Annotated in this window: 24 protein-coding genes; 3 read left to right on the top strand and 21 right to left on the bottom strand. The window is 57.4% G+C overall.

Annotation, left to right across the window (positions count from 1 at the left end; genetic code table 11):
- Nucleotides 1-2: 2 nt before the first annotated feature.
- Nucleotides 3-344: a hypothetical protein gene (locus ACIGG6_RS15570; RefSeq protein WP_253502365.1), complete on the bottom strand. Its 342-nt coding sequence runs from the start codon at nucleotides 342-344 to the stop codon at nucleotides 3-5.
- A gap of 150 nt (nucleotides 345-494) precedes the next feature.
- On the opposite strand from ACIGG6_RS15570, the gene ACIGG6_RS15565 reads away from it, so the two are divergent.
- Complete coding sequence (locus ACIGG6_RS15565) at nucleotides 495-1,133, top strand: hypothetical protein (protein WP_399845608.1); 639 nt, start codon at nucleotides 495-497, stop codon at nucleotides 1,131-1,133.
- A gap of 2 nt (nucleotides 1,134-1,135) precedes the next feature.
- Here ACIGG6_RS15565 and gloA read toward each other — a convergent pair whose 3' ends face one another.
- On the bottom strand, nucleotides 1,136-1,576 hold the full coding sequence (gene gloA / locus ACIGG6_RS15560; protein WP_159341052.1) for a lactoylglutathione lyase: 441 nt from the start codon (nucleotides 1,574-1,576) through the stop codon (nucleotides 1,136-1,138).
- Between the two features lie 214 nt (nucleotides 1,577-1,790).
- Here gloA and ACIGG6_RS15555 point away from each other — a divergent pair, with 214 nt between their 5' ends.
- A complete protein-coding gene (locus tag ACIGG6_RS15555; protein ID WP_399845606.1) occupies nucleotides 1,791-2,861 on the top strand; it encodes a metal-dependent hydrolase in 1,071 nt (356 codons plus the stop codon).
- A gap of 10 nt (nucleotides 2,862-2,871) precedes the next feature.
- Here the strand turns inward: ACIGG6_RS15555 and ACIGG6_RS15550 are convergent, their stop codons facing one another.
- From ACIGG6_RS15550 to rho, 8 genes are all read right to left on the bottom strand, one after another.
- Complete coding sequence (locus ACIGG6_RS15550; protein WP_399845603.1) at nucleotides 2,872-3,600, bottom strand: MliC family protein; 729 nt, start codon at nucleotides 3,598-3,600, stop codon at nucleotides 2,872-2,874.
- Between the two features lie 49 nt (nucleotides 3,601-3,649).
- Nucleotides 3,650-4,162 carry a DUF3087 family protein gene (locus ACIGG6_RS15545; RefSeq protein WP_399845602.1) on the bottom strand — a complete coding sequence of 171 codons (513 nt, stop codon included), beginning with the start codon at nucleotides 4,160-4,162 and terminating at the stop codon, nucleotides 3,650-3,652.
- Nucleotides 4,163-4,241: 79 nt separating this feature from the next.
- A complete protein-coding gene (locus tag ACIGG6_RS15540) occupies nucleotides 4,242-5,306 on the bottom strand; it encodes a 3-deoxy-7-phosphoheptulonate synthase (RefSeq protein ID WP_399845599.1) in 1,065 nt (354 codons plus the stop codon).
- A 314-nt stretch (nucleotides 5,307-5,620) separates the two neighbouring features.
- Nucleotides 5,621-5,761: a hypothetical protein gene (locus ACIGG6_RS15535; protein ID WP_170223897.1), complete on the bottom strand. Its 141-nt coding sequence runs from the start codon at nucleotides 5,759-5,761 to the stop codon at nucleotides 5,621-5,623.
- Between the two features lie 138 nt (nucleotides 5,762-5,899).
- On the bottom strand, nucleotides 5,900-6,028 hold the full coding sequence (locus ACIGG6_RS15530; RefSeq protein ID WP_399845596.1) for a hypothetical protein: 129 nt from the start codon (nucleotides 6,026-6,028) through the stop codon (nucleotides 5,900-5,902).
- A gap of 64 nt (nucleotides 6,029-6,092) precedes the next feature.
- Entirely contained in the window at nucleotides 6,093-6,860 is a 768-nt protein-coding gene (locus ACIGG6_RS15525) for an NAD(P)H-flavin reductase (RefSeq protein ID WP_399845594.1), read from the bottom strand.
- Nucleotides 6,861-6,901: 41 nt separating this feature from the next.
- Nucleotides 6,902-8,395: a 4-hydroxy-3-polyprenylbenzoate decarboxylase gene (gene ubiD, locus ACIGG6_RS15520; RefSeq protein WP_399845592.1), complete on the bottom strand. Its 1,494-nt coding sequence runs from the start codon at nucleotides 8,393-8,395 to the stop codon at nucleotides 6,902-6,904.
- A gap of 65 nt (nucleotides 8,396-8,460) precedes the next feature.
- A complete protein-coding gene (gene rho / locus ACIGG6_RS15515; protein ID WP_399845589.1) occupies nucleotides 8,461-9,720 on the bottom strand; it encodes a transcription termination factor Rho in 1,260 nt (419 codons plus the stop codon).
- Between the two features lie 464 nt (nucleotides 9,721-10,184).
- Between rho and ppx the strand changes: the two genes are divergently transcribed.
- Entirely contained in the window at nucleotides 10,185-11,735 is a 1,551-nt protein-coding gene (gene ppx / locus ACIGG6_RS15510) for an exopolyphosphatase (RefSeq protein WP_253502377.1), read from the top strand.
- On the opposite strand, the gene tilS is transcribed toward ppx, so the two are convergent.
- From tilS to rseP, 11 genes are all read right to left on the bottom strand, one after another.
- Nucleotides 11,732-13,021 (bottom strand): tRNA lysidine(34) synthetase TilS, encoded by a 1,290-nt coding sequence (tilS, locus tag ACIGG6_RS15505; protein ID WP_399845587.1) that lies wholly within the window; start codon nucleotides 13,019-13,021, stop codon nucleotides 11,732-11,734. The genes ppx and tilS overlap by 4 nt on opposite strands.
- The gene (gene accA / locus ACIGG6_RS15500) at nucleotides 13,002-13,958 is read right to left on the bottom strand and encodes an acetyl-CoA carboxylase carboxyl transferase subunit alpha (RefSeq protein WP_399845585.1); all 957 of its coding nucleotides are present in this window, start codon (nucleotides 13,956-13,958) and stop codon (nucleotides 13,002-13,004) included. The genes tilS and accA overlap by 20 nt, the downstream gene beginning before the upstream one ends.
- 147 nt (nucleotides 13,959-14,105) lie before the next feature.
- The gene (gene dnaE, locus ACIGG6_RS15495) at nucleotides 14,106-17,609 is read right to left on the bottom strand and encodes a DNA polymerase III subunit alpha (RefSeq protein WP_399845582.1); all 3,504 of its coding nucleotides are present in this window, start codon (nucleotides 17,607-17,609) and stop codon (nucleotides 14,106-14,108) included.
- Nucleotides 17,610-17,649: 40 nt separating this feature from the next.
- Complete coding sequence (gene rnhB / locus ACIGG6_RS15490) at nucleotides 17,650-18,267, bottom strand: ribonuclease HII (RefSeq protein WP_399845580.1); 618 nt, start codon at nucleotides 18,265-18,267, stop codon at nucleotides 17,650-17,652.
- Nucleotides 18,257-19,432, bottom strand: coding sequence for a lipid-A-disaccharide synthase (lpxB, locus tag ACIGG6_RS15485; protein WP_399845577.1), 1,176 nt, complete (start codon nucleotides 19,430-19,432; stop codon nucleotides 18,257-18,259). Before lpxB ends, rnhB begins: the two co-directional genes overlap by 11 nt.
- 28 nt (nucleotides 19,433-19,460) lie before the next feature.
- Complete coding sequence (gene lpxA, locus ACIGG6_RS15480) at nucleotides 19,461-20,228, bottom strand: acyl-ACP--UDP-N-acetylglucosamine O-acyltransferase (RefSeq protein ID WP_058579686.1); 768 nt, start codon at nucleotides 20,226-20,228, stop codon at nucleotides 19,461-19,463.
- On the bottom strand, nucleotides 20,225-20,668 hold the full coding sequence (gene fabZ / locus ACIGG6_RS15475) for a 3-hydroxyacyl-ACP dehydratase FabZ (protein WP_044629712.1): 444 nt from the start codon (nucleotides 20,666-20,668) through the stop codon (nucleotides 20,225-20,227). The genes lpxA and fabZ overlap by 4 nt, the downstream gene beginning before the upstream one ends.
- Nucleotides 20,669-20,815: 147 nt before the next feature.
- Nucleotides 20,816-21,853 carry a UDP-3-O-(3-hydroxymyristoyl)glucosamine N-acyltransferase gene (lpxD, locus tag ACIGG6_RS15470; RefSeq protein WP_253502391.1) on the bottom strand — a complete coding sequence of 346 codons (1,038 nt, stop codon included), beginning with the start codon at nucleotides 21,851-21,853 and terminating at the stop codon, nucleotides 20,816-20,818.
- Between the two features lie 51 nt (nucleotides 21,854-21,904).
- Complete coding sequence (locus tag ACIGG6_RS15465) at nucleotides 21,905-22,405, bottom strand: OmpH family outer membrane protein (RefSeq protein WP_399845659.1); 501 nt, start codon at nucleotides 22,403-22,405, stop codon at nucleotides 21,905-21,907.
- 19 nt (nucleotides 22,406-22,424) lie between these two features.
- Complete coding sequence (gene bamA, locus ACIGG6_RS15460; protein ID WP_399845574.1) at nucleotides 22,425-24,776, bottom strand: outer membrane protein assembly factor BamA; 2,352 nt, start codon at nucleotides 24,774-24,776, stop codon at nucleotides 22,425-22,427.
- Between the two features lie 100 nt (nucleotides 24,777-24,876).
- The gene (gene rseP, locus ACIGG6_RS15455) at nucleotides 24,877-26,235 is read right to left on the bottom strand and encodes an RIP metalloprotease RseP (RefSeq protein WP_399845572.1); all 1,359 of its coding nucleotides are present in this window, start codon (nucleotides 26,233-26,235) and stop codon (nucleotides 24,877-24,879) included.
- Nucleotides 26,236-26,242: the final 7 nt, after the last annotated feature.

The raw sequence follows: 26,242 nt of genomic DNA, 5'->3' as shown, positions 1-26,242 counted from the left end.
TATTAGGCTCCGCCGTTATCGCTGGTAGGCGGCAAACGCGCCTCAATTTGGCCCCTGCCGTCAATTTCTAGAAAACGACCATCTTCTCGGGCAATGCGAATTTTGAGTACGTTGCCTTGGGCCGTCAGCAGACGCAGCTCATACACCTGCTCGCTATTTTCCCAGCCACGTCCACTTTTCATTTCGATATCGAGTAGTTCGCCCTCATAGCGCTGCTGTACGACGGCGATGGCGTCATCCACCGTCAGGGCGGATTGAGCGACCCCCGGCGTAGGAACGCTGACGAACAAGAGTGTGCTCAGCAGGGCGCAGCGAAGCACGCTGCCACGATGGCCACTGTTCATAAAAGACTCCTGGCAAACGCCATACTCTAAAAGTAATCCAACACTATAACGGGAAGCGCCTTAACCTTGACTGAACAAACGAGCCATTCAAGTTATCGTCAGCTTTAAGCTCGTATACTCGACACATTGGCGCTAAGTGAGGCCCGACCTATGACTTTCTCTATCGTACTGCTAAAGCGGCGTGTTTGGTTATCCTGGGTGAACACGATGCGCGGCTTGTTGCTGTTTACACTCACGCTGCCGCTGCTGGGCTTACCGGTGCTTGCGGCACCACCGTCTCTGGAGACGCCCGCCACCCCGATTGCCACTGCGCAAAGCGCGGGGGTTTACTTGAAAGGCCGCATTAGCGAGCGGTTCGGTAATAGCTTCATTCTTGAAGATGAGAGCGGTCGCGTCTTGGTCGATACCTGGCCGGAGGGGCGTTCAGCACTCACTGCGAACGCGGGTGATGAGATCGGTGTGTTTGGCCTGCCGACGGGCCAGCGCATGCAGGCTCGCTGGCTGGTGATCGGTGAAACGCTCGTCGAAGTGGAGGAGCCCTACGCGTCTCGCTTACCCGGCGACCGCTTGAACCGCTCCGTCCCAGTCTCCGCGCCTCCGCTCACCGAGCGGCCTAATAGCGATGCTTTTTTTATGCAGCGCGCCGAACAGGCGGGTTATCAACCGCTGGGCGGCGTCGAGTATAAGCCTCGCCATGTGGAGCTACGCGCAATGAACCCCTATGGCGAGGCGGTTGAACTCCATATGGAGTTCAGTGGCGACATCTACAAAGAGCGCCACCGAGAGTAGTTTTACCAGCTACCGCTGTTTTCCATGGAGGCCCAAGGCTCCTGGGGTGACAATGCATCGCCTTTTTGCAGCAGCTCCACGGAGATACCGTCTGGCGACTTCACGAAGGCCATGTGACCATCGCGGGGCGGGCGGTTGATGGTGACGCCGTTATCCTGCAGATGCTGGCAAAGGGCGTAAATGTCGTCGACACGGTAGGCTAGGTGTCCAAAATTACGACCGCCAGTGTACTCCTCTGGGTCCCAGTTGTAGGTAAGCTCAAGCTCAGGGGCCGTGAGGCGCTCGGAGCGCGCTTCATCTTCAGGAGCCGCCAGGAACACCAGCGTAAAACGGCCCTTTTCGTTCTCTTTGCGGCGCACTTCTTTCAGGCCGAGCAGGTCACAATAAAAGTGAAGCGAGGCGTCTAAGTCGCTGACACGTACCATGGTGTGTAAAAACTGCATGTCATTTCCTCTTCATTGAAGAATGGTAATTATATCCCGTGCTACCGCCGAGTGCGGTGCCGAGCCGGTCACGTAGCACCATTAAAACATAGACAATAGTGCGACAGTAAAATAGAAAGTAGACACGTTGTATAATGGCGTCACGGCTGTTCATCTAGTGTGTCACTCTTCAGTGACAATCACGATTCGCTATCAGCACGTCGAGGAGAGGTCTGTGGATTCGATTACGCAAGCGGCGCTTGGCGCAGCGGTAGGTGGTGCCGTGTTAGGTAAGCGCCTGGGCCGCAAGGCCATTCTGATCGGTGCGCTGCTAGGCACCCTGCCCGATTTGGACGTCGCGCTGGATTATGGTGATGCCATAGCCAATGTCACTGAGCACCGTGGCTTCAGCCATTCGCTGTTCGTGCTAACCGGCTTCGCCACGCTGCTGGCCGTGCTGTGTGCCCGCTTTGCTCCAGCGCGGGAAATCTCGTTGGGTCGCTGGTGGTGCTTTTTCACGCTAATTCTGGTGACACACCCACTGCTCGATTCGCTGACCACCTATGGCACTCAGCTGCTCTGGCCGTTAGATGCACCGCCCGCCGCGTGGCCTATCGTCTTCATCATCGACCCGTTCTACACGCTACCGCTGCTCATGGCGCTGATCATCGGCAGCGTGTCGGGCAAGGTACGCAGTGCCTGCCGCACGGGGCTGGTGATCTCCTGCGTTTACCTCATGATGGCCGCAGGTGCCAAATGGAGCGTTGAGCAGCGCCTAACGCCTGCCCTAGCCGATGCGGACTTACAAGCTGCCCCCTTACTCATTCAACCGACGCCGTTTAACATTGCCCTGTGGCGGGCAACGGTCATCGATGGAGACCGCTACTATGAGAGCTTAATCAGCGTGTTTGATCGTGATCGCGTTCCAGCGCTGGAGCCACTGCGCCGTAATGTAGTGCTGGAGGAAAGCGCTCTAGAGGGCCCGTTGGGGCAGCGTCTGACGTGGTTCACCGGGCCGTTTTTGCGCTTTGAGACGCGCTATATTAATGGCCAAGAGACGTTGGTCGCCACCGATATTCGGCTGGGTTTTCCTGGTTTTCACCCGTTTAACTTCACCCTGGCAACCCGAGAGGGAGAGCGCTGGGTACCGGTAGCCGTTAGCGAAGAAGTAGACAGCCCAAGAGGATTACACATGGCCACGCTGGCGCGGCTTGCCGCGCGAGCGGGTGGCGATGTATCAGCTCTGTGCGCCAGCGATTACGTGGAACCGCAGTGGCGCGCAGAGCCGTTTCTGTACCGCTGCTAATGGCTGATGGCTAGGGCGCGATGCCCTGGCCACACCCTTTGTACTGTTCGCCGCCAATGGTGAGCGTGACGCGAGCAGGATAAGGCTCGCCACTCATGTCATCGAAGCAGGCACCCGATTCAATGCGTACGCGGAAAAACTGCTCGGCGTTAGCGTTCTCGATCACTACCCTGCCTGCCTCGTTGTCCATCACGCTGACCATATAAGGCATGGTGGTGGTGTCGCTGCCGTAGTTGGTAGTCCAGGTCATTACTGGCGCATCGTTCGCCAGCTCGATCGTCCAACCCGGCTCGTTGCCGCGAGCTAACAACATCACGCCTGGGTGGCTTGATCGGGTCGCAATCTCCCGGTCAACCCCTTGCTGGCACTGCAATTGCCCACGGGGCGTTTCAATTTGCGCCTGATCGCCGCGGTTCCAGAAGCTGATATCGCCATTTTGATAGCGGGCACCGCTGGCCACCACGGCTTGAGGCAGTCGCCACGCGCCATGTAGCGACCACAGCCGTAACTCTTCACCATTGACGGCCGTCACTAAGTCTTGATTGGCTGGTTGGCAGTTCCAGGATTGAAAGCGCTCAGCGCTACCGGGAAACAGCACCGAAGGCAACAGTGGTGCGCTGCTCTGCACGGTGGTTTTTACCGGCTGCTCCGGGGCGGGCGCACTGGTCGCGCAGCCGGCTAGCAGTAAACCGGCCGCCGCCGCCGTGGCGAATCGTAGTGACGTAACATTAGCACTCATTGAATACGCTCCCTGTTAATCCCTCATCGGTAATACCCTTGCGCGCGGCTTACTTTTGTTTGAAAGCGCTCAAGTCATGCGGGTCAAACGTAGTGACTTCTTTGGGTAGGCCCAACGCTTCACGCTTCACTTTAACCTGCATTTTTTCCGCTAAACGCTCGGCATCGTCGTCGGTGGTGCGGCCATTTAGCTCGGCAAGCTGGGCCATGCCCTGATGGTAAAAGGTCAGAATATCCAGCGCTAGGCGGTTATCTTCTTCCACTGCGCGGCGCAGTGGCTGTAGGTAGCTACTGATGCGCGACAGGTGATGCTTGAGCTGCCAAACATAGCGCATCTCAGTCATCCATGGGCGCTCTCTTAACGCAGCGAACATAGCGCTGGTGGCGAGCAGGCCCAACAATACGCCCAGAGCGTTCAGCCAGACGCTGCTGCCAAAGGTAGTGGTGAGGAGCATGGAAAACAGCAGGCCAAAAATAATCAACTGTCCGGCCATCGCTATGCTGATAATGCGAGCTTTACGCCGGTACGTTTCGGGATCGTGCTGTTCAAGGGAAAAGGCCATGGCCAACCTCGTGATCAAAAGGAACTCTTATGATACGGGGCTGGCCGGGGCAGTCAACGCACTAGGATTTGTACGAAAACTAAGCAATACGCTCAGCGGCGGTTTTTAGCAGGCGCTCAGTGGTTTCCCAGCTGACGCAGGCGTCGGTGACCGAGACACCGTAACGCAGCGCGTTGGGCGCAAGCGCTTGCTTGCCTTCGAACAGGTGGCTCTCCAGCATCAGCGCGACCAAGTTGGCATCACCCGCCTGGCGCTGGGCTAATACATCCAGCATCACTTCGCTTTGGCGGCGGTGATCTTTGCGGGCGTTGGCGTGGCTGCAGTCCACCATCAAACGCGGATTCTGGCCCGCTTCGCGCAGCGTATTGACCGCGCTGCGTACATGGTGGGCTTGGTAGTTGGGTTCGCCGTGGCCGCCGCGTAGCACCACGTGGGTGTGCGGGTTGCCGGCGGTCTCCTGCATGATGGGGCGACCCTGGCGATCCATAGCGAAACGCTGATGGGAGTGGGCGGCAGCCTGCATGGCATCAATGGCCACCTGCACATCGCCGCTGGTGGCATTTTTGAATCCGACGGCGGCGCTAAGGTCGCTGGCCAGCTCCCGGTGCAACTGGGATTCCGTCGTTCGCGCCCCAATCGCCACCCAGCTCAGCAGGTCATCCAGGTACGGGGCTAACATGGGCTGTAACAGCTCGGTGGCCACCGGCAGGCCGCGGGAGGCGACGGCGTGCATAAGCTCCCGGGAAAGCGCGATTCCCCGCGGCATGTCGCCACTGCCATCAAGATCAGGGTCGTAGGCCAACCCCTTCCAACCGACCGTGGTGCGCGGCTTTTCAACGTAAACCCGCATCACTGGCAAAATCTGCTCGCTCACCTCATCGCTGAGCGCTGCTAGCCGGTCCGCATACTCCAAGGCAGCATCCGGGTCGTGGATTGAGCACGGACCCACTACGACCAGCAGGCGGTTATCTTGACCACTGAGAATGCGCTGTACCGCTTGGCGCTGCTGGTCAATTTGTGCACTCAGCGTGCTATTCACCACCACACGCTGGCGTAGCTCAGCGGGTAGCGGCAGCGCCGTCGCAGACATAAGCGTGGAGGCCTGGGCAGCAGAAGAACAAGCGGTGTTGATTGGGGCATTCATAGGGTTAACTCTCCGAATTCGTATGACATAACGCGTGACATCGCATCATCAACTTGCCACCCAGGTGGGCACGGTCGGAGGTGGCAGCTTGCACCGAACGCGCGTCGCTAAATCGCCAGCCATAGCCATAACCGGGATAACGGATGGCGTTGGGGCTAACGATTGAGTAGGCGCGGTAAGACATGGTGCAGCTCCTTAATAATCTACCTATGAAAAAATGAGGGTTAATAAAACGAAAGAAGCCTCGGTGGGGTTACCCACCGAGGCTTCTTTGTGCGGCAGGCAACCGGGGCGGTGTGCCTGTTGGCGCGACGCTAGGCGTCGGCCAGGGGCACACCGTGGCTAAACCAATACGCTGCATAGTTAAAACTATAGGAAGTACCCACCTTCGCCCAGGCCTCAACCACCGTTTCCGGTTTGGTGTGAGTGTGCTGTGAAGGGTTGCCATGCGGCATGGTTACTTCCTCAATATGACGTGTGTACTACGTAATGACCTAATCCTGCCTGCCTACGCGCTAAATGGCAACAAGCAATTACCTCAGAACGGTCAATAAGCAATTACCTCAGAACGGTCAATTTCCTGGCGATGAGGATCAGCTGCCGTACGCCTGGATCCAGCCAATGGTAGCAGGCAATGCGCTCATACCTACCAATACCACGATGCCCAGAATAATCGGCAGAATGCCGGAATCGTCTTTAAAATTATCGTCGTGATGGCCCATGAAAGCCTCCTAGTGATCAGTAGTCTTACGGTGTGTGCCGTACGCCAGAAAGTGACCCGCTATTTTAGTGAGGGCGGGGTGCGTAGGCAAATACATCCGAGAACATACGCTCATTGCCCACGCCCATACGCTCCAGCACGTCCACACAGGCATATACCATGCCCGGTGAGCCTGAGAGGTAAATATCGCAGTCGCTAGGCATGACCGGTGCATTCGACAGCTCGCTTTCTAACACCAAATCAACGCGCCCCTGATGATGGGCAATGCGCTCACCCGACGCCAGCGGCTCGGTTAGCGGGAATTCAGTGACCGCATGAAACGCAACGTTTTCATACTGCTGCGCCCACTCACAGGCAAGATCTTCCGCATACAAATCGCGGTGCTCACGGTTCGCCCACCATAGTGAAATGGGCCGTGTGGGCTGGTCACGAAGCGCGGCTTCGACGATGGCCTTCATTTGGGCAAAACCGGTCCCCGCGGCAATCAACAGCAGCGGGCGCTCACTTTGCGTATCCAGCACGCAATCGCCGCTGGGCAGACGCACCGTTAGTTGGTTGGCGACCTGCAACAGTTTGCGCAGCCGCTGGGAGTTATCACGCTCGGGCCAGTGCTGAATTTGCAGTTCCAGCGTGCCATCGCCACGGTCACAGCTAGCAATCGAGAAAGGCACCCATGTGGCCTCGTCTAGCATTAGCTCAAGATACTGACCAGGAGCGTGTTGCATTGCTTCAGCGCGACCTGCAAGCGTAACTTTAAATACGTCAGGATTAAGATCCTCGACGGCGGTGACTTGGCAGGTTAGCGTTTTACACGTTAACGTCCTAGCGCTCATGAAAGCCTCTTTATGGAAAATCGTTCGGCCCATACGGCCGATTAACCGTGGCGCGGTGTGGGTAGCGGAATATCAATGCCCAGCTCATCCCAACGCTCGTCAACGCGGGCTTTCACCGTCTCATCCATCACGATGGGAGTGCCCCACTCCCGGTCGGTTTCGCCGGGCCACTTATTCGTTGCATCCAGTCCCATCTTGGAGCCAAGTCCGGATACCGGTGAGGCGAAGTCGAGGTAGTCGATAGGCGTGTTTTCCACCATCACCGTGTCGCGGGCGGGATCCATGCGCGTGGTAATCGCCCACATCACGTCTTCCCAGTTACGCGCATCCACATCATCATCCAGCACGATGACGAATTTGGTGTACATAAACTGGCGCAGAAAGCTCCAAACCCCCATCATCACGCGCTTCGCGTGGCCGGGGTACTGCTTCTTCATCGTCACAACCGCCATACGATAGGAGCAGCCTTCTGGCGGTAGATAGAAGTCGACGATCTCGGGGAACTGCTTGCACAGAATGGGCACGAACACTTCGTTAAGCGCTACACCTAAAATGGCGGGCTCATCGGGTGGACGACCAGTATAGGTAGAGTGATAAATGGCATCGCGGCGCATGGTCATCCGCGTCACGGTAAACACAGGGAAATGATCCACTTCGTTATAGTAACCGGTATGGTCACCAAACGGCCCTTCCGGTGCCATATCGTCCGGGTAAATAAAGCCTTCCAGAATAATTTCGCTGGAGGCGGGGACTTCCAGGTCTGTGTGGCCGCACTTCACCAGCTCGGTACGCGAGCCGCGCAGCAGGCCAGCAAAGGCGTACTCTGAGAGCGAATCGGGCACCGGCGTGACCGCGCCTAATATAGTCGCTGGGTCAGCGCCTAGCGCCACGGCGACGGGAAAGGGCTCACCGGGATGGGCTTTTTGAAACTCAAGAAAGTCCAGCGCCCCGCCACGGTGGGAGAGCCAGCGCATAATCAGGCGATTCTTGGCGATTTTCTGCTGGCGATAAATCCCCAGGTTCTGGCGCTTTTTATGCGGGCCTTTGGTGATGACCAGCGGCCAAGTGACAAGCGGTGCCGCATCGCCGGGCCAGCAGTGCTGAATCGGCAAACGACCTAAATCCACTTCCTCCCCTTCGTAAACGACTTCCTGCACAGGCGCGCGCTTAACGCTTTTGGGCCCCATGCTGAGCACCTGCTTAAAGATCGGCAGCTTATCCCAGGCATCTTTCAGTCCTTTGGGCGGGTCTGGCTCTTTCAGAAATGCCAGCAGCTTCCCCACTTCACGCAACGCTTCTACTGAATCCTGGCCCATACCCAGCGCTACCCGCTTCGGGGTGCCGAACAGGTTTCCCAGTAGCGGCATATCGTGGCCCTTTACATTTTCAAACAGCAGTGCAGGGCCACCGGCGCGCAGCGTACGGTCGCAGATTTCAGTAATTTCTAGGTAAGGATCAACTTCCGCTTTAACTCGCTTTAGCTCACCCTGGGCTTCAAGCGCCGCAATAAAATCGCGCAAGTCGTTATACTTCAAAGCACTCTCCTCAACCCGGCTGTCAGACGCTGCTCTTGCAAACCCATGGCAGTAGATGCAGCGCCTTAACGACGCTTCATCGCTTCAAAGAATTCCAGATTGGTCTTGGTATCTTTCAGACGATCAATCAGGAACTCGGTCGCTGCGGTATCTTCCATCGGGTTAAGCAGCTTGCGTAGAATCCACATGCGCTGCATTTCTTCTTCAGAGGCCAGCAGGTCTTCACGACGAGTGCCGCTGCGACGAATGTTGATCGCAGGGAAGACGCGTTTTTCAGCCAGTTTGCGGTCAAGGTGCGCTTCCATGTTGCCGGTGCCCTTGAACTCTTCGAAGATGACTTCGTCCATTTTCGAGCCAGTATCGACCAGCGCAGTGGCAATAATCGTCAGGCTGCCGCCCTCTTCGATATTACGCGCCGCACCAAAGAAGCGTTTCGGCTTCTCAAGGGCGTGGGCATCCACACCACCGGTCAGTACCTTGCCAGAGCTAGGCACCACGGTGTTGTAAGCACGCGCCAAACGGGTGATGGAGTCGAGCAGAATCACCACGTCTTTTTTGTGCTCCACCAAGCGCTTGGCTTTCTCGATGACCATTTCGGCCACCTGAACGTGGCGGGCGGGCGGCTCGTCGAAGGTAGAGGCGACCACTTCACCGCGTACGGTGCGGGACATCTCGGTGACTTCCTCCGGGCGCTCATCAATCAGTAGCACGATCAGATGGCACTCGGGGTTATTACGCGTGATCGACGTCGCGATGTTCTGCAGCATCAGCGTCTTACCCGCTTTCGGCGGAGACACCAGCAGGCCACGCTGACCCTTACCAATCGGCGCGGTCAGATCAATGATCCGAGCGGTTAAGTCTTCGGTAGACCCGTTGCCGATCTCCATACGCAGACGGTCGTCCGGGAACAGCGGCGTTAAGTTCTCAAAGAGAATCTTATGCTTGGCGTTTTCCGGGCGGTCAAAGTTGATCTGGCTAACTTTGAGCAGGGCAAAGTAGCGCTCGCCCTCTTTGGGCGGGCGGATTTTGCCGGAAATGGAGTCGCCTTTGCGCAGATTGAAACGACGAATCTGTGAGGGCGATACGTAGATATCGTCCGGTCCAGCGAGGTACGAGCTGTCGGCGCTACGCAGGAAGCCGAAGCCATCCTGAAGAATTTCCAGCACACCGTCGCCATAGATATCCTCGCCGCTTTTGGCGTGTTTCTTGAGGATGGCGAAAATGATGTCCTGCTTGCGCGAACGGGCTAAGTTGTCGATACCCATTTCGCGGGCGATATTGAGCAGCTCGGGAACGGTTTTTTGCTTGAGTTCAGTGAGATTCATCGGTGTGTTAGAAAATTGCTCATGAAAGCTAGGCGCTAGGCGCCGGGAATAAGACAGGAGGCTTGGCCTAAATATAGGGCTAAGCGCCGAGTGATGCGTTCAGAACCCCATCTAGGCACACGCTCGAGTGGTGAAAGCTGGGCAGTCGCTGTAACAATGCCTAAAGCATAACAATGACATCAATGACTGCTTGGCGTGAGGGTGCAAACAAACTAGTTAATCTGATTGGCACAGAAAAATGCTGTTTCAGCGGGTTATCTGACGACTTGGACATCTGGCTGATGCCATCTGGATACGTACTGCTCGGGGTGCCCGAGTCAGTGCGCTTGTTAGACGAACAAGCCAACTCGGATCAAGCCAGTAGCTCGATGGTAGTCAAGGCCCGCGACAAACGCAAGCCTTTGGCAATTGACAATAGTCAGAGGTCACCGCAACCTTGGCATAGCCAATTTGAAGGATAGCTCATGCCCAAGGACATTTCGCTCCCCATCGCCGCACCCACTGCCGAATTTGAGAGCGGTGAACCGCAGCGCCTAGCCGCCATTGACCTTGGCTCCAATAGCTTTCACCTACTGGTTGCCAACTACCAAAATGAACGTTTACAAGTAGTGGCACGACTAGGTGAAAAGGTCCAACTGGCGGCAGGACTTGACGAGAACGGTTACCTCAGCGAAGCCGCCATGCAGCGCGCGCTCGACTGCTTGGGCCGTTTTGCGCCGTTTTTAACCGATATTGAAGGTCCCAACCTTCGCGTGGTGGGCACTAACGCCCTACGCGATGCCCACAACAGCCAAACGTTTATCGAGCGCGCGGAAGCCCAGCTTGGCCACGCCATCGAGATTATTGCCGGGCGCGAAGAAGCCCGCCTAATTTATTTGGGTGCCGCCCACGCCCTGGCCGAAAGCGGCCGCCGCTTGATTGTCGATATTGGCGGCGGCTCTACCGAGTTTATTATCGGTGAAGCCTTTGAGCCCAAAGCGCTGGAAAGCCTGCGCATGGGTTGTGTCACGTTTACCGGACGCTTTTTTGCCGATGGCGAACTTACCGAAAAGCGCATGCGCCGCGCCGAGCTGGCAGCGCTTTCAGAGCTGGCCAACATCCAGCGCCCTTATCAGCGCTTAGGATGGGATGATCCGGTAGGCTCCAGCGGCACGATTAAGGCCGCTGCCAGCGTGCTGCACGCTTACGGCGACACGCCCCAAGAGGGGGTGATTACCCGCAGCGGCTTGAAAAAACTGCGCGAGCGCCTGTTGAAATGCAAACATCTGGAAAAGGTCGAGCTGGACGGCCTCAAACCCGATAGGGCTCGGGTATTTCCGGCGGGCATTGCCATTTTGAGCGCCATTTTTGAAGCCTTCGACCTTCACCAAATGCGCTTTGCCGACGGCGCACTGCGTGAAGGCGTGCTCTATGACATGGCGGGGCGCAACAGCGCCGAAGATACCCGCTCCAAAACCCTCGACATGCTCAAGCGAGTGTATGACGTAGATACCCGGCAAGCAGAAAATGTGGCGGAAACCGCCAAGCACTTGTTTGCCGTAGTGAAGCAGCCGTGGGGCTTAACCGCCGAACAGGGCCACTATTTGAGCTGGGCAAGCCATGTGCATGAAATTGGGCTAGCCATCTCCCATAGCCAGTTCCACCGCCACGGCGCGTATCTATTAGAGCATTCGGACCTAGCCGGGTTTTCTCGCCCCGAGCAGCGCTTGTTGGCGTTTTTAGTGCGTGCTCACCGGCGTAAATTCCCGCTTAAGGAGTGGCAAGCGCTGCCTGCCTCACAGCAGCCAAGCGCGGCTAAGCTTGCCCGCTTGCTACGCCTCGCCGTGCTGATTAATCATTCGCGGCCTGAAGGCGCGCCCATGCCGCCCAAAATTGCTGCTGACAGCAACGGCGACGCGCTCACCATTACGCTGCCCCCCAGCGATGAACCCACGCTGCTCAGCACCGATTTAGAGCAGGAACAGGCGTTCATGGCCAACGCCGGGTTTGCGTTCAACCTGAATACGCCTTCCTAACCCTCGCGATGAAACGTCGCCCCTTCCGCTTGCCACAGAACGTTGGCAGGCGGTTGGAGCACGCCCAGACAGCGCTCTCCGGCCATCACAACAATCAGCCGCTCCCGCTCCCAAGGCGGAAGCGCCCGTTCTTGCAGCAAGCGTTTGAGGTCGCGTCGGCCACGCCCAGGCAATACGAGCACTTCCCCGCCCTGCCGCCAGCGCAGCATGAACGGTTCTGCTAAGTAGGTGTCGCATTCCAGGCGAAGCTGTAGCGGCCCAAGAGGAGTACTCACCCCTGGCTCTCCGTTCCAAGGCGCTTGCCAATCCGGCAACGCAGCCAACGGCGTCATAAGATAAAGCCTGCGCCGCCACACCCGCGCCTGGGCTCCGGGCCACTCCACTAGCACCTGGGCATCCTGGGCGGCGGTAAGCTGGCCGAGCAGGCTGGCCAGACGCGCCTGTGGAGGCGTGGGCAGCCTTAGCTGCTGACACAGCGTACGAACGAGCAGCCGCTGACGGGGTAACGACAACGCGGCCAATGCCGACGCATCGAGACAGCCCGTTCCCAACGTGAGCACGGCCAACTCCTCGGCGGCGTAGCTGGCAAGGAGCGTGTCGGCCTCACCGGCCAAGCCAGCGCTCTTGGCCAACGAACGTACCGCACCAGGCCAGCGCTGAGTCAGCGTTGGCAGCACTTCGTGGCGCAAACGGTTGCGATCAAATTCAATATCGCGATTGGTGGGGTCTTCACACCAAGTCAGTGCCATAGCGTGGGCCGTGTCGGCCAGCGTTTGGCGGCTGACGCTGAGCCAAGGGCGCACAAGCGTAATGCCTTGCCACTCCCGTTGATATGGCATGCCCGCCAACCCACGAATACCGCTCCCCCGCAGCGCTGCCAGTAAGAGGGTTTCCGCTTGATCATCCTGATGCTGACCAAGCCATAGCGCGTCACCCGGCTTCACATGCTGCGCAAAGGCCGCGTAGCGAGCGCGCCTAGCAGCGCCCTCTATCCCTTCGCCTCGCGATTCAATCGCCACACGCTCAACCGTTAGCGGCACGCCAAGGCGCTGACACAGCTGTTGGCAGTGGGTTTCAAAGTCGGCCGCCGCCGCCTGTAGGCCGTGATTAACATGTAGGGCGCGTAGCAATTGGCCGCTGTCTTGGCAGGCCTCCGCGGCTAGCATCAGCAGCAGCGACGAGTCCAAGCCACCGGAGAGCGCGACCCAAATGCAACGCCCCGGCGGGGTTTCCGCCAGGGCGTCGTGAAGCAGGCGTAACAGCCGTTTAGGCGGCTGGGGCGCCATAGCTCATCAGGCGCTCATAGCGGCGCTCAAGCAGGGCATCACTATCCAGCGCTTGCAGGCGCTCAAGGCTGGCAGAGAGCGCGTCTTTAACCCGCGCTGCGGTGTCTACCGGGTGACGATGGGCGCCGCCCAACGGCTCTTTGATCAGCGAATCTACAAAGCCCAGCTCTTTTAAGCGCTCGGCGGTGATTCCCATGGCCTGGGCCGCATCGGAGGCTTTTTCGGCGCTCTTCCACAGAATGGAGGCGCAGCCTTCCGGCGAAATGACCGAGTAGGTAGAGTACTGCAGCATGTGCAGCTCATCGCACACGCCAATCGCCAGGGCACCGCCGGAGCCGCCTTCGCCCACCACGGTGGAAATAATCGGCGTCTTCAGGCGCGACATCACCGCCAGGTTATAGGCAATCGCTTCCGACTGACCACGCTCTTCCGCGTCGATACCGGGATACGCGCCGGGAGTATCGATAAACGTCAGAATGGGCATTTTAAAGCGCTCAGCCATTTCCATTAAGCGGCACGCTTTGCGGTAGCCTTCCGGGCGCGGCATGCCAAAATTACGGCGCACTTTCTCTTTAACATCGCGGCCTTTTTGGTGGCCAATTACCATCACCGGCGCATCGTTTAAGCGGGCAATGCCGCCGACGAGGGCAGCGTCATCCGCAAATTTTCGGTCACCGTGGAGCTCATCGAAATCGGTAAAAATATGTTCTAAATAATCCAGCGTATAGGGGCGCTGGGGGTGCCGCGATAGCTGGGAAACCTGCCAAGGGGTCAAATCTTTGAAGATTGATTCCGTTAACTTGCGGCTCTTCTCCTCCAGCCGTGAAATCTCATCTGAGAGGTTCACCTGGCTGTCGGAGCCCACCAAACGCAGCTCCTCAATTTTTGCCTGGAGTTCGGCAACGGGCTGTTCAAAATCGAGATAGTTAGGATTCATCGGCTCTGCCTGTAAGCTGCCTATAAAAAATAAGCCTTGTCGAAACGAGCATCTATGGGGCCATTATCGCACCCTGACCCTGCCACGCAAGGCACTACCCGTTCAATTCAGCGCCAGCGCTTTCAAGGACGCTTGCGCTCTTGTTCATTAACGGTAGCGTAACTGGACGCCCACCTGCCCTTGCACATCGCGCAGGGCGAGCAGCAGATCATCGCTAGGCGCGACTTTCCACTCCTCCGCCAGCTCCAGCCAAGCGACAGCATCGGGGTGGCGATATTGAAGTCGCACGGGTAGGCCGGTGTTATCCCGGTAGGGTGTCAAGCTATCCCGCAAGCTTTCGACCAGCCGGCCGTTAATCTGCTCGGCGTCCAATGCCAGCTCAACGGCCTGGCCGTAGCGCACCCGCGCGGTCACCATCGGCGTCACGTCTTTACCGCGCAGGCGCAGCCCGCCGGAGAAGTCATCGCTGGAGACTTCGCCCTCCACGATAATGACTTGGTCTGACTCAATTTGGCCGCGCAGTTGCTCAAAGAGTTCACCAAACAGCGACGCTTCAATGCGACCGGTACGATCATCCAAGGTGATAAACGCCATGGTATCGCCGCGTTTGGACTTCATAGTGCGCATGGCGACCACAAGGCCAGCGACCCGCTGGGGCTCGCGGGAGGGTTTTAAGTCGCTAATACGCGTGGAGACAAAGCGCTTCAGCTCGCGCTCATACTCATCGATAGGGTGCCCAGTGAGATACAGCCCCAGGGTGTCTTTTTCACCGGATAAGCGTTCACGGTCCGTCCACTCACGCGCATGTAGGTACTCGGCGTAGACATCGCTGGCCTCTTCTTCGGCAGTAAAGGCATCGCCAAACATATCCAGCATACCCAGGTTCTGGTTGGCGTGATTCTGAGCGGCGGCTTTAAGCGCATCTTCCATGGACGCAAACAGCACGGCGCGGTTGGGCCCCAGATTATCCAGCGCGCCAGAGCGAATCAGCGCTTCCAACGTGCGCTTGTTCATCCGCTTCGGGTCGATGCGTCGGCAGAAGTCGAACAAATCTTTGTACGGGCCATCAGCTTGTCGCGCTTCCACAATCGCGCCAATCGGCCCCTCACCAACGCCACGGATAGCCCCTAGGCCGTAAACCACGCGGCCTTCCGTATCCACGGTAAACTTGTAGCCACCTACGTTGACGTCGGGCGGCGTCACGGTGAGCTTTAGGTGGCGACACTCTTCAATCAGAGGCACCACCTTGTCCAGGTTATCCATCTCAGTGGACATTACCGCCGCCATAAACGGCCCCGGGTAGTGGGCTTTCAGCCAGGCGGTTTGATACGACACCAGTGCGTAGGCCGCCGAGTGCGACTTGTTAAAACCGTAACCGGCAAATTTTTCTACCAGATCGAAGATGTTACCGGCCAGATCTTTATCAATGCCGTTGGCCGCGCAGCCTTCCATAAAGCCTGCCCGCTGCTTGGCCATCTCTTCGGGCTTTTTCTTACCCATCGCACGGCGCAGCATGTCTGCCTGCCCCAGGGTATATCCAGCCATAACCTGAGCAATCTGCATGACCTGCTCTTGGTAGAGAATGATGCCGTAGGTGGGCGTTAGCACCGGTTTTAACAGATCGTGCTGGTAATCCGGGTGTGGATAAGAGACTTCTGCCCGGCCATGCTTACGGTTGATAAAGTCATCCACCATGCCCGACTGCAGCGGGCCAGGGCGGAACAACGCCACCAGGGCGATCATATCGTCCAGGGAGTCGGGCAGCAGGCGCTTAATAAGCTCCTTCATACCGCGGGATTCCAGCTGGAAGACCGCCGTGGTTTCTGCCCGCTTGAGCATCTCAAAGGTTTTGCCGTCATCCAGCGGGATGGCGTCAATATTGAGCGGCCCTTGGCCGTTCACGTCACGTACCTTGTCCACCATCTCAAGCGCCCAGTCGATGATGGTGAGGGTACGCAGGCCCAAGAAGTCGAATTTGACCAGCCCGGCGTCTTCGATATCGTTTTTATCGAACTGCACCACTAAGCCCGCGCCGTCTTCATCGCACAACAGCGGTGAAAAGTCGGTGAGCTTGGTCGGTGCAATGACCACGCCGCCCGCGTGCTTACCGGTGCCACGGGTCGTGCCCTCAAGCTTGAGGGCCATTTCCCAGATCTCTTCGGCCTCTTCGTCGTTGCCAATAAACTCTTTAAGCGCGGGCTCTTGCTCAATGGCCTTGGCCAGCGTCATGCCCACTTCAAAAGGAATTAGCTTCGAGAGCTTGTCGCCCAGCGAATAGGGTTTGCCCTGGGCACGGGCCACATCTCGCACCACCGCCTTCGCGGCCATGGTGCCAAATGTGACGATCTGCGACACCGCATTACGGCCATAGCGGTCGGCTACGTACTCAATAACCTTGTCACGCTTCTCCATGCAGAAATCGACGTCAAAGTCGGGCATGGAGACACGTTCGGGGTTAAGAAAGCGCTCAAACAGCAGGTCGTAGCCAATAGGGTCTAAATCGGTAATTTTTTGCGCGTAGGCCACCAAAGAGCCTGCACCGGAGCCACGCCCCGGGCCCACCGGCACGTTGTTATCCTTGGCCCACTGGATAAAGTCCATCACGATCAGGAAGTAGCCAGGAAAGCCCATCTGGATAATAACGTTCAGCTCGAACTCCAACCGGTCGCGGTAGCGCTGGTCAATCTCGCGGAACGCTTCGCTATCGCGCGGATACTGCTCGGCGGGGAACAGAAAATCGAGCCGCTCCGTTAGGCCATCATGGGAGACCTTGCGGAAGAATTCATCCTGGGTCATGCCTTCAGGGATACCGAACTCTGGCAGGAATATCTCTCCCAGGCGCACATTAACGCTGCAGCGCTCGGCAATCATCACGCTATTTTCTAGCGCCTCGGGGATATCGGCAAACAGTGCCGCCATTTCCTCTGGGCTTTTCAGGTACTGCTCTTCGGTGTAGCGGCGCTCGCGGCGGGGGTCATCTAGTGCCTTGCCCTCGCCAATCGACACGCGGGTTTCGTGTGCCCAGAAGTCTTCCCGTTCCAGAAAGCGCACGTCGTTGGTGGCGACAACCGGTGTGTTCGTCTCGATAGCCAGTTGGACACTGGCATGCACACAGTCCTCTTCCAGCGGGCGACCGGTGCGAATCAGCTCTAAATAGAAGCGATCAGGAAAGGCCTGCTGCCACTCTTCCAGCAGCAGCCGTGCTTCCCGCTCATGCTCGGAGAGCAAGTGGCGGCCAATCTCGCCCTCTCGACCACCCGACAGTGCGATGAGCCCTTCGCTTTGTGCCAGCACCCACTGCTTATCAAGAATCGCCCGCCCCTGGCGCTGGCCATCGGTCCAGCCTTTAGAGATCAGCTCGGTGAGATTGCGGTAACCCACATCGTTCATCGCCAGCAGCGTAATACGGTACGGGTGCGCCTCATCGTGGGGGTTCGAGAGCCATAAATCGCTGCCGATGATGGGCTTTAGGCCTGCGCCCTGGGCAGCTTTGTAAAACTTTACTAAACCAAACAGGTTCGTCTCGTCGGTGAGCGCAAGCGCTGGCATCCCGCGCTCAGCGGTCGTACTGACCAGCGACTTGAGCTTTACCAAGCCATCGACCAGAGAGTATTCACTGTGCAAACGAAGATGAACGAACGGAACCGTCATGAGACTCTCAGCATAAAACGCTAGATAAATAGAAAAAAGCTTACAGCAGCGCTAGCTGGCGCTGCACCGGAGCAAAGCTTTTACGGTGCTCGACCAACGGGCCGTGGGCTTGCAGGGCCGCTAGGTGCTCTTTCGTCGGATAGCCCTTGTGGCGGGCAAAGCCATACTCAGGATAGCGCAGATCCAGCGCCACCATCTGTGCGTCACGCACGACTTTCGCCAAAATAGACGCGGCGGCAATAGCCGGATGACGAGCATCCCCCTTCACCACCGCTTGGCCCGGCAGCGCGTGCCCCGGCAGACGGTTGCCATCGACCAACAGATACTCCGCCTGGGGCGCTAACGCATCCACTGCGCGGCGCATGGCCAGATGCGTCGCGTGATAGATATTGAGCGAGTCGACCTCCTCTGCGCTCGCTTCCGCTACTGCAAAGGCCAGCGCACGCTCGCGAATCAGCACATCCAGCGACTCACGCCTGCGAGCGGTGAGCTTCTTGGAGTCGGTTAAACCGTCGATGGGGGCCTTGAGGTCAAGAATCACAGCGGCAGCCACCACACTACCCACCAGCGGCCCACGCCCAACCTCATCGACCCCGGCCAAGAAGTCACCGGTATACTCCACGACTAGCGGTGGAAAGTCCGCTGGTTTAACCGCCATCAGGTTTAGCCTCCAGCAGCTCGCCTGCTACCAGGGCGGTAATGGCCTGCGCGGCACGCTCGCTGGCATTACGCTGCAGCGTCGCATGCATTGCGGCAAAGCGCACCTCCAGACCGTGACGCATCTCGGCATCGCTAAGTAGCTGGCCTATTTGCTCGGCAATCGCCTCCGGCGTGGCCGCGTGCTGAATCAGCTCTGGCACCACGCTCTCCTGGGCAATCAAATTTGGCAGCGAGATCCACTGGGTTTTCACCAACCGTTTGGCGAGCCAATGGGTCGCGGGCGCCATTTTGTACGCCACGAGCATGGCGCGGTGGCACAGCATGGCTTCCAACGCCGCCGTACCGGAGGTCAGCAGTACCGCATCGCTGGCGACCATCGCCTCACGGGCTTGGCCCTCCAGAAGCGTTACCTGCTGGGCCAATGCGGGGTAGCCTGCCAGCAGCTCGCGCAGCTCTTGATGGCGCTGAGCGGTTGCCGCGGGTACCACCACCTGTAAGCCCACGTGGCGCTGGCACAGCAGCGTGACTGCGTCCAAAAAAGTGGTGCCCATAAAGCGAATTTCGTTACCCCGGGAACCGGGTAGCAGCGCTAGTACCGGCGCGTTTGAGGCTAAGCCCAGCTCACGGCGAGCCGCGTTACGATCATTCTCCAGCGGCAGCTCGTCGGCCAGTGGGTGACCCACAAAGGCAACCGGCACGTGATGATGATGATAAAAATCGGCTTCAAAAGGCAGCAGCGTGAGCATGGCATCTACGGCTTTGTCGATCTTCTTCACCCGGCCCTGACGCCACGCCCATACCGAGGGGCTCACGTAGTGAGCAGTGGTGACGCCAGCGGCGCGAAGCTGCTTCTCTAGGCCGATATTGAAGTCGGGAGCGTCGATGCCGATCATGATATCCGGTTGCCAGGCCAGCGCCTCTTCGCGCAGGGTACGGCGTACGCGGATCAGTTCAGGCAGGTGCTTAAGCACCTCGACCAGTCCCATTACCGAGAGGGTTTCCAGAGGGAAGCGGCTAACCAGCCCCTGGGCTTCCATGCGGGGGCCGCCCATACCGCGAAACTCCACCTGGGGATGCCGGGCGCGCAGCGCCTGCATCAGCCCAGCACCAAGGATATCGCCGGAGAGTTCGCCTGCCACAAGGTATACGCGCTGCAGTGTCATAGTGACGGGAGAGCCGGTTAGATGAGTATTAGCGAACGATACCGCGTGTTGAACGCTCGATGGAGTCAGCGAACAGGGCCACTTCAGGCAAATCAAAGCGATTACGCATTTCGCTCACTGCCTGCTCGACGGTTAAGCCTTGACGATAAACCAGCTTGTAGGCTGTGCTGAGTGCAGCAATCGCTTCGCGGCTAAACCCTCGGCGCTTCAACCCCACGAGGTTAAGCCCACGGGCTTCCGCCGGGTTGCCGTTAATCATCACATAGGCAGGAGTGTCTTTAGTGATAATCGAACCGCCGCCCGCCATGGCGTGATCGCCAAAGTGACAGAACTGATGCACTGCCGCCAGGCCGCCCAAAATAGCGTGATCACCTAGGGTGACATGGCCTGCCAGCGTGACTTGGTTCGCTAAAATGCAGTCATTGCCAATCACACAGTCATGCCCTACATGCACGTAGGCCATAAACAGATTACGTGAACCGATGGTGGTTTCGCTGCGATCCTGAACAGTGCCGCGATGGAGGGTCACCCCTTCACGAATGACGTTATCGTCACCCATCACCAGCCGCGTTGGCTCGCCCGCGTACTTTTTGTCCTGGCAATCTTCGCCCACCGAGGCAAACTGAAAAATACGCGTGCGCTCGCCTAGCACCGTGGGGCCTTTCACCACCACATGGGGGCCAATGACAGAGCCAGCGCCAATCGTGACATCTGGTCCAATCACGCTAAACGGACCGACCTCAACGTCGTCAGCAAGCTGTGCCGCTGGGTCGACCAATGCAGTAGGATGTATCAAGCCACCTTCCTCTCGGCACAAATGATTTCCGCTTCGCAGGCCAGCTCGCCGTCAACCGTGGCACGGCAGGCAAACTTCCAAATACCGCGTTTACCGCGAATCACATTCGCTTCAAGCGTTAATTGATCGCCAGGCATGACCGGGCGCTTAAAACGCACGTTGTCGCTGCCAACGAGATAATACACATAGCCATCAGCGGGCAACTTATTGACCGTTTTAAAGCCTAGAATACCGCATACCTGAGCCAGCGCTTCAACAACCAGTACCCCGGGCATAATCGGGTGATGAGGAAAGTGGCCATTGAAAAACGGCTCGTTGATGCTAACGTTTTTATACGCAACGATGGTTTCGCCCACGGTTAACTGCGTGACTCGATCCACCAGTAAAAATGGATAGCGGTGGGGCAAGTATTCGCGAATTTCGTTGATATCCATAACCATCGTAACGACCTCTAAAATGACAAAAGGCCTGAGCAGTATCAGGCGCGTACCAGCATTCCTGCTGGTAAAAAGGCAGTGGATTATAACCTGCTGCTATTAAGCCTCAAGCCATCTGCCCGGTAATTCTTTCCTTCTCAACCCGACGCCTTACCCGTCGCGCTGGCTTTTTTCCAGCCGCGCCAACCGTTTGGCAATATCATCAAGCTGTTTAAAGCGCACCGCATTTTTACGCCATTGGGTGTTGCTCATGGCCCCGGTCCCCGAAGAATAAACCCCCGGCTCATGAATTGAGTTGGTCACTAGGCTCATGCCGGTGACCTGAACGCCATCACAAATGGTGAGATGACCAGATAGGCCCACACCACCGCCCAACATGCAGTGTTTGCCCACTTTGGTGGAGCCTGCAATCCCTACACAGCCTGCTAACGCGCTGTGGTCCCCAATGGTAACGTTGTGGGCAATCTGCACTTGGCTGTCGATTTTGACATCGTTGCCAATGACGGTGTCACCTAACGCGCCTCGGTCAATACTGGAGCAGCTGCCCACTTCGACATCATCACCTAGCACCACGCCGCCAAGCTGAGCAATTTTGTGCCAGCCCGCACCATCATGGGCAAACCCAAAGCCATCACCACCAATCACACAGCCGCTGTGCAAAATCACTCGCTTGCCCACGACCACACCGTGGCAAACGGTGACATTGGCATGCAGCCGCGTGTCGTCACCGATGACACAGTCAGCGCCAATCACGCTACCGGCGCCAACCACTACACGGTCGCCCAGGACAACGCCTGACTCAATCACCGCATTAGCTTGGACGCAAACCTCGGCCCCAAGCGTCACGCCCTCTGCGACTACTGCAGAGGGGTGAATACCCGGTACATCCCGCGCTGGCAGCGGATCAAATAGCTGGGAGAGCTTGGCGTAGCCCAAGTAGGGGTTATCCATCTCTAGGCGCGGCACGGGGCAGTTCTTGCCGTGCTCTGGATGCAGCAGTACCGCTGCCGCTTTGGTGGTAGCGAGATCTTTTAAGTACGCACGGTTGGCTAAAAATGCGACTTGGTCTGGCGCTGCTTCCTTGAGCGTTGCCAAACCACGAATTGGCTGGTCGGCGTCGCCCTCGAAATCAACGTCCAGGTGACGTGCGATATCCGCAAGGGTGAGGTGATGAGAAGCGTGCGTCATGAGAGCCCAAGGAAGCAGTGGTGCGGCTAAGCCGCACCAGTAATCATTAAATTAGTTCAGCGAATCAAAAATCTGAGTGACTTCGTTCGTCACGTTGGGCAGGTCCGTCGAGGAGTGCAGCACGCCCTGAGGCTCAACCAACACGTGGATATTATGACGTTCTAACACCTGCTCTACCGCCTGTTCCAGCTTAGCTTCAGCCCCTTCTAGGAACTGTTGCTCTGAGGTCTGCTGGGCCTGTAGCACTTCACGGCGCAACTGTTCGAAGCGGCCGCCTTTCTGCTGAAGCTCGGCAATCAGCGATTCGCGCTCGGACTGGGACATAGTCTCCCCTTCCTGCTGCAGGCGGGTTTGCAGTTGCTGCAGCTCGCCGCCCAACGCTTCGGCTTCGCGCTGCTGGCTACCAATTTGTCCTTCCAACTGGCTCAGTGATGACTGAGCCGACTGGGTATTCATCAACGCAGCGCGCCAATCCAACACGGCCACTTCGGCAGCATAGGCAGGTAGAGTCATCGCCCCAAACAGGCACACAGCGGCGGTCAGTTTACGCATCATTGTGATACTCCTTAAATTAGAACGTTTGACCCAGCGAGAACTGGAAGAACTGCGTATCGTCACCACTTTCGTCGTTCAGCGGCTCAGCCACGCTGAAGGTCAGCGGGCCAACTGGCGTCAGCCAAGAGAGACCGACACCGACACTGTAGCGCAAGTCACCAAAGTCAACGCCTGAGCTGCACTGCTGACGATCCGCGTCTGCTTCCAGCACGTCGTAGCACGAGCTTAAGAAGGTATTACCCGCATCTAGGAACAGCGAGGGCTGAACCGAGCGTTGGTTTTCCACAAACGGCATGGGGAAGAGCACTTCCGCAGAACCTTCTACCAGAACGTTACCGCCCATCGTCCGGTCACGACCACCCTCGCGGGCAGGGGTGGTTCGCTCGCCCAAAGTGTTAGAGGTAAAGCCACGCACCGAGCCTAAACCACCCGCGTAGAAGTTCTCATAGAACGGATAAGGATCGTTACTGCCTAGGGTGTCGGCATAGCCTAAGTTACCGCTAAACTTCAGCGCCCAGGTTTCATCATCGTTAATCGGGAATAGCTGCTGAGCACGGGCCTGAAGCTTGTAGTACTCCGCATCGCTGCCTGGCACGCCGGTTTCAAGCGATACGCGCTGGTAGTTACCGGCGGTGGGCATAATGCCACGGTTCAGGTTGTTGCGCGTCCAGCTAGCAGATAGCTTGAGACTCTGCGCATTCTCACCTTGGTCTTCTACATAGCGGCGAATCTCAGAGGCGGTGTCAAAGTAGGTTTTCACCGTCACATCTTCAACGCTGGCACCAAAATTCAGGCGAGACAGCTCGCTGATGGGGTAGCCTAAGTTGATACCTGCACCGTAAGCATCGGTAGAGAAGGTCGAGATATCCGAGTCGGCATAGTCGGTTTCCCGGTAAAACAGGTTATATCCGCGGGAAATACCATCTAGCGTCCAGTAAGGGTCGGTAAAGGCAAAGTTGACACTGGTAAAGGTGTCACTGCGCTGGGCACCAACGTTGACACGATTACCAGTACCCAGGAAGTTATTCTGGGCTAGACCTACCCCATAAATCACCCCGGCACTTTGAGAGAAACCGACGCTGGCTGAGACCGAGCCAGAGGGCTGCTCCTCAACGGTATAGGTCACATCCAGCATATCCGGCTCACCCGGAACCGGCTGGGTATCGACTTCCACCTGGCTGAAGAAGCCTAACCGCTCCAAACGCTGACGCGACTGGGTAATAGACTCGGTGGAGGCGGGCGCGCCCTCTAGCTGAATCATTTCCCGACGCAGTACTTCATCCTGTGTCGTGGTATTGCCGTAGAACTCGATGCGGCGAACATAGGCCCGCTGGCCGGGATTAACGGCAATGACCAAATCGACGGTTTCACCGTCATCGGCCATTTCAGGGACACCCTGCACATCGGCAAAGGCAAAGCCCTCGGCGCCTAAACGCTGGCGCAATGCTTCTGTGGAGGCGTTCACCTCTCCGCGAGAGAAAATATCACCACTGCTGATTTCCAGCAGATTACGAGCTTCGTTCTCGCTGATTTGAAGGTCGCCAGCGAAACGAATATCGCCCACGCGATACTGGTTGCCTTCATCAATATTCAGGGTGATAAAGATTTCTGACTTTTCAGGGCCGATAGAGACTTGCGTGGAAGTAACATCAAAGTTGACGTAGCCACGGTCAAGATAGAACGAGCGTAGGCGTTCGATATCACCAGAGAGCGCTTCTCGGGAGTACTCATCTTTCGAGAACCAGCCGAAGATACGGCCAGGGCGGTCGTTTAGCTCGAACACTTCACGCAGGGTTTCATCGTCGAAATCCTGGTTACCGACGATATTGATCTGGCGGATCTTGGCGACTTCACCTTCATTGATATCGATGTTGACCTGGACACGGCCCTCATCAATCTCTTCCACCTCAACATTAATGCCAGCGCTGTAGCGACCCTGAGCCTGATACACGCCCTCAAGCTCGCGCTCAATCTCGTCAAGGGTAGAGAGTTGCAGTACCTGACCTTCCGACAGGCCCGACTCACGCAGGCCGTTGCGCAGGTCTTCGTCCGAAATCTGGTCGTTGCCTTCGATGTTCAAGCGCGCGATGGTTGGCCGCTCGACCACTTGGATCACCAGCACGTCGCCCTCCCGGGCCAGCGAGACATCTTCAAACAGTCCGGTAGCGAACAGATCGCGGGCGGCAGCGGCTAGCTGCTGCTCGTCCACGCGGTCATTAGCGCTGACGGGAAACGCATTAAAGACCGAGGCGGCGGAAACCCGCTGCAGTCCTTCCACACGAATGTCTGAAACATCAAAGGATTGTGCTTGGGCGCCGCTGGCGCCTACCAGCAAGAGTGCCGCCATTCCAAGGGTCTTGATTTTCATGCAGTCAGTTCGCTCGCGTTGGTCTGCCTGTCGGTTAAGACAGGCACCATATACATTTGTGCAGGCAGATGACAAGGCATCCTGCGCGCTACACGCGTTATTACCACAGGCGCATCAAATCAAAATAGAGCGCCATCAGCATCAGGGTGCCAACCATGGCAAGTCCGATGCGCAGCCCTATCGCTTGTGTCTGCTCAGATACCGGCCGCCCACGTACGACCTCGACAAAATAGTAAAGCAAATGACCGCCGTCGAGCACGGGAATGGGCAGCAAATTCAGCACACCTAAACTAATCGAAAGATACGCTAAAAAACCAACAAAGGCTTCTACCCCAGCACGCGCAGAGTCTCCGGAAATTTGCGCAATCGTGATCGGCCCCGATAGGTTAGAGGGCGAAATTAACCCCACTAACATTTTGCGAATGGCGTCGACCGTCAGCAGCACCATTTCACCAGTGCGCGACAGCGCTTGTCCAACCGCTTCAATCGGCCCGTAACGAATTTCCCGTTGCAGCGTTTCTGGCCAGCTAAATGGCTCCGCGCCAGCTCCAATGTACCCAACCTCGGCACCACTCTCCAGCGTATTACGTCTTGGCGTGAGCGAAAGCGTTCCTGCTTCGCCATTACGCTGATAACCAACGCTCAGTGTCTCGCCTGCGCTATCGCGGATCACCGCGACAAACTGCATCCAGTCATTAATGGGCTCACCGTTAAGGGCGACGATGCGATCCCCTGCTTGAAGCCCGGCTTCAGCGGCGGCTTGCCCATCCACTACTTGACCAAGCACGGCGGGCACATCGGGTCGCCAAGGCGAGAAGCCAAGGCTCTGCAGCGGCTGTGGCGGATCCTGGCGAACCATGTAGTTGTTAAGCGGCAGTTGATAGCTGCGGGTGACACTAGCGCCTTCCGGCACTACCTCAATGGTTAAATCACCGCTGAAGCCAATCATGGAGACCAGTTTTAAATTGATCTCTTCCCAGGAGCGCATCGCATCGCCCTGAATTGCGGTAATTTCACTCCCCTGCTCCAACCCTGCCTCTGCGGCTGGGGAGTTAGGCGTAATATCACCAACTACTGGCGCTACGGTGGTTGTACCCGCCACAAACAGCGCCCAGTAGGCCACAATAGCCAGCAGGAAATTGGCGATGGGACCCGCGGCAACAATAGCAATACGTTGCCAAACGGTTTTACGATTAAACGCTTGGTCTAGCTGCTCTTCCGGTACCGGCGCTTCACGCTCGTCGAGCATTTTGACGTAGCCGCCCAGCGGAATGGCCGCCACAGCGAACTCGGTGCCATGGCGATCAATTGTTGACCACAGCGGCTCGCCAAACCCTACGGAGAAGCGCAACACCTTGACGCCGCAGCGGCGTGCAACCCAAAAGTGACCAAACTCGTGAAAGGTCACCAGCAGCCCCAGCACCACGATGACGGCTAAGATATTCTGTATCAGGCCCACTTTTTGC

Source organism: Vreelandella lionensis, assembly GCF_044543515.1.
GTDB classification, from domain to species: domain Bacteria; phylum Pseudomonadota; class Gammaproteobacteria; order Pseudomonadales; family Halomonadaceae; genus Vreelandella; species Vreelandella lionensis.
Note: the sequence above shows the minus strand (reverse complement) of the source record. Positions and strands in the feature narration are given on the sequence as shown.